This window comes from Variovorax sp. 01T439_2, from assembly GCF_056398445.1.
On the sequence record NZ_JBFTPJ010000931.1, the window covers coordinates 1 to 2302 of the forward strand.

Here is a 2302-nt window from a genome sequence, read left to right on the forward strand (position 1 = left end):
TGGTGGGCCACTCCGCGGCCTGGGCGCTTGCATGGCCCGTGGCCAGCATGCCGGCAAGGCCCAGCACCAGGCCGAGCATTTTCTTGACGAGGTTTTTTGTCGAACGCATGGCTTGTCTCCTTGGGCTATGGGGTGCCCGTTTGTTGGGGTGTTCTGTCTTCTTCAATCCACCTGCGCGCCGGAGCGGCGCACGGCCTCGCCCCACTTCGCGATCTCGGCCGCGGCGAAGGCGGCCATGTCCGATGCGTTCATCGCCATCGGCTCGATGCCCTGGGCCGCGAGCTTGTCGCGCACCGCGGGCTGCGCGAGCACCGCCTGCGTGGCCTCGCGCAGGCGGTCGCGCTGCGCGGCGGGCATGTCGGCCGGCGCATACAACATGAACCATGCGACCAGGTCGAAATCCGGAATGCCCTGCTCGGCCAGCGTGGGCACGTCGGGCGCGGCCATGCTTCGCCGGGCGCTCGATGCACCCAGCGCGCGCAGCCTGCCGGCGCGGATCTGCGGCAGCACGGCGGCCGGGTGATAGAACATGAACTGCACGTTCCCCGCCATCACCTCGGTGAGCGCCTGGGCGCCGTCGCGGTAGGGCACGTGCACGAAGTCCTTGCCGAGCCGCAGGTTGAGCAGCTCGCCCGCCAGGTGCCCCGAGGTGCCGTTGCCGGCCGAGGCAAAGCTCACCGACTTGCCGCTGGCCTGGCGCAGATCGGCCACCGTCTTCCACGGCGCGGCGGCGGGCACGACCAGCAGCGTGGGCGTGGCGCCGACGAAGCCCAGCGGCACGAAGTCGCGCTGCGGCTGGTAGGACAGGCGCTTGTAGAGCGTTGCGTTGATGGCATGCGTGCCGACGGTGCCCAGCAGCACGGTGTGTGCATCCGCCCCCGAGCGGGCCACCAGTTCGCTGCCGATGGCGCCGCCCGCACCGGGCCGGTTGTCGACGATCACCGCCTGCGACAGCTGGCGCCCGAGGGCTTCGGCCAGCACCCGTCCCACGATGTCGGTCGTGGTGCCGGCCGCGAAGGGCACGACCAGCTTGAAGGGGCGCGCGTCGCCTGCCTGCGCCCATGCGCTGCTGCCGCCCTGCGCCAGCATTGCTGCTGCGGCAACGGCCAGGATGGCGCGACGCTTCGTCACCGCGCCTCCCCGAAGCCCGCGGGCACGGCGCCTTCGTACTGCAGCTCGCGCGTGGCCTGGTAGGACAGCGCAAAGCCGCTCGGCGTCTCGGCCTCTTCCGCGAGATGCGCGATCAGCCCCGCTGTGCGCGCGAGGATCGGCACGCCGCGCAGCGACGCCACCGGAAAGCCCACGCCCAGCAGCACCGCCGGAATCGCCGCCGAGACGTTCATGCGCAGGTCCTTGCCCACGATGCCCGGGATCGCCTCTTCCAGCGCCTGCGCGATGCGCACATAGCGCAGGTCGGCGCCGGCCTGCGTCGCCACGTCGATCAGCCGGTCGACGCGCGGATCGCGTTCCTTGTGCAGCGGATGGCCGTACCCGGGGATCGCGGCGCGCGCGGCCTTGAGTTCGGCGATGGCCGCGGCGGCGGCCTGCGGCAGCGTGGCGCCCGCATCCACGCGCGCTGCCACGTCGATGAACAGCCGGCCCGCGGTTTCGGAAGCACCGAGGATGACGGAGCCGCAGCCGAGGATGCCGGCCGCCACCGCGCCCTGCAGCGCATCGGGCGCGGCCGCAAAGGTCATGCGGCTGGCCTGCACGCTCGGCACAAGGCCGTGCTCGGCAATCGCCACCAGCGTGGCGTCGAGCACCGTGCTGCACGCGGCATCGGGGCGGCGCCCGGTGAGCAGCAGGAAGAAATAATCCGTGAACGACAGGTGCCCGATCAGCTCCCGGCACAGGTCCTGGCCGCGCACGACGATGGTGTGTTCGTCCGAGGTGCAGATGGCGGTGCGCGGGACGGTGGACTTTCCGATTTTCATGGGCGTGGTCTTTCAGGCGTGTCGGGGTTCGAGGCGGAAGTCGTAGTGCGCGGACCAGTAGGGTGTTTCCAGCGACCTGCCGTCCGGCGCGCGGCCCGGCGGATGCGACTCGAAGTCGACGACGAGCCGCGGCCGCACGCCGAACACCGCATCGGACTCGATGTACGGGCTGCCCGCCACGAACAGGTGCGTGGTCACGGGCACATGGCCCGGCGCCGAGACCATCATGTGGATGTGGCCGGGGCGGTTCGGATGGCGGCCCATCGCTTCGAGCATGCGGCCGACGGGCCCGTCGACCGGGATCGGATAGAAGCTCGGGCGGATCGACCAGAACCAGTAGCGGCCTTCGTGGTCGGTGCGGATGCGCC

At 71.1% G+C, this 2302-nt stretch carries 3 protein-coding genes; all 3 read right to left on the reverse strand.

The genetic code is table 11. The features are described 5' to 3' along the window. Window positions 1-162: 162 nt before the first annotated feature. Window positions 163-1089 (reverse strand): Bug family tripartite tricarboxylate transporter substrate binding protein, encoded by a 927-nt coding sequence (locus AC1DOC_RS29955; protein ID WP_478080097.1) that lies wholly within the window; start codon window positions 1087-1089, stop codon window positions 163-165. Between the two features lie 38 nt (window positions 1090-1127). Beyond that, window positions 1128-1934, reverse strand: coding sequence for a citryl-CoA lyase (locus tag AC1DOC_RS29960; RefSeq protein WP_478080083.1), 807 nt, complete (start codon window positions 1932-1934; stop codon window positions 1128-1130). 12 nt (window positions 1935-1946) lie between these two features. Beyond that, on the reverse strand, window positions 1947-2302 hold a 356-nt coding region (locus AC1DOC_RS29965), incomplete at its 5' end, for a dioxygenase family protein (protein ID WP_478131151.1).

What these genes read in the sequence shown, in the direction of transcription:
- AC1DOC_RS29955 (WP_478080097.1), bottom strand. Translation starts at nt 1,089, where the DNA reads ATGCTGGCGCAGGGCGGCAGCAGCGCATGGGCGCAGGCAGGCGACGCG.
- AC1DOC_RS29960 (WP_478080083.1), bottom strand. Translation starts at nt 1,934, where the DNA reads ATGAAAATCGGAAAGTCCACCGTCCCGCGCACCGCCATCTGCACCTCG.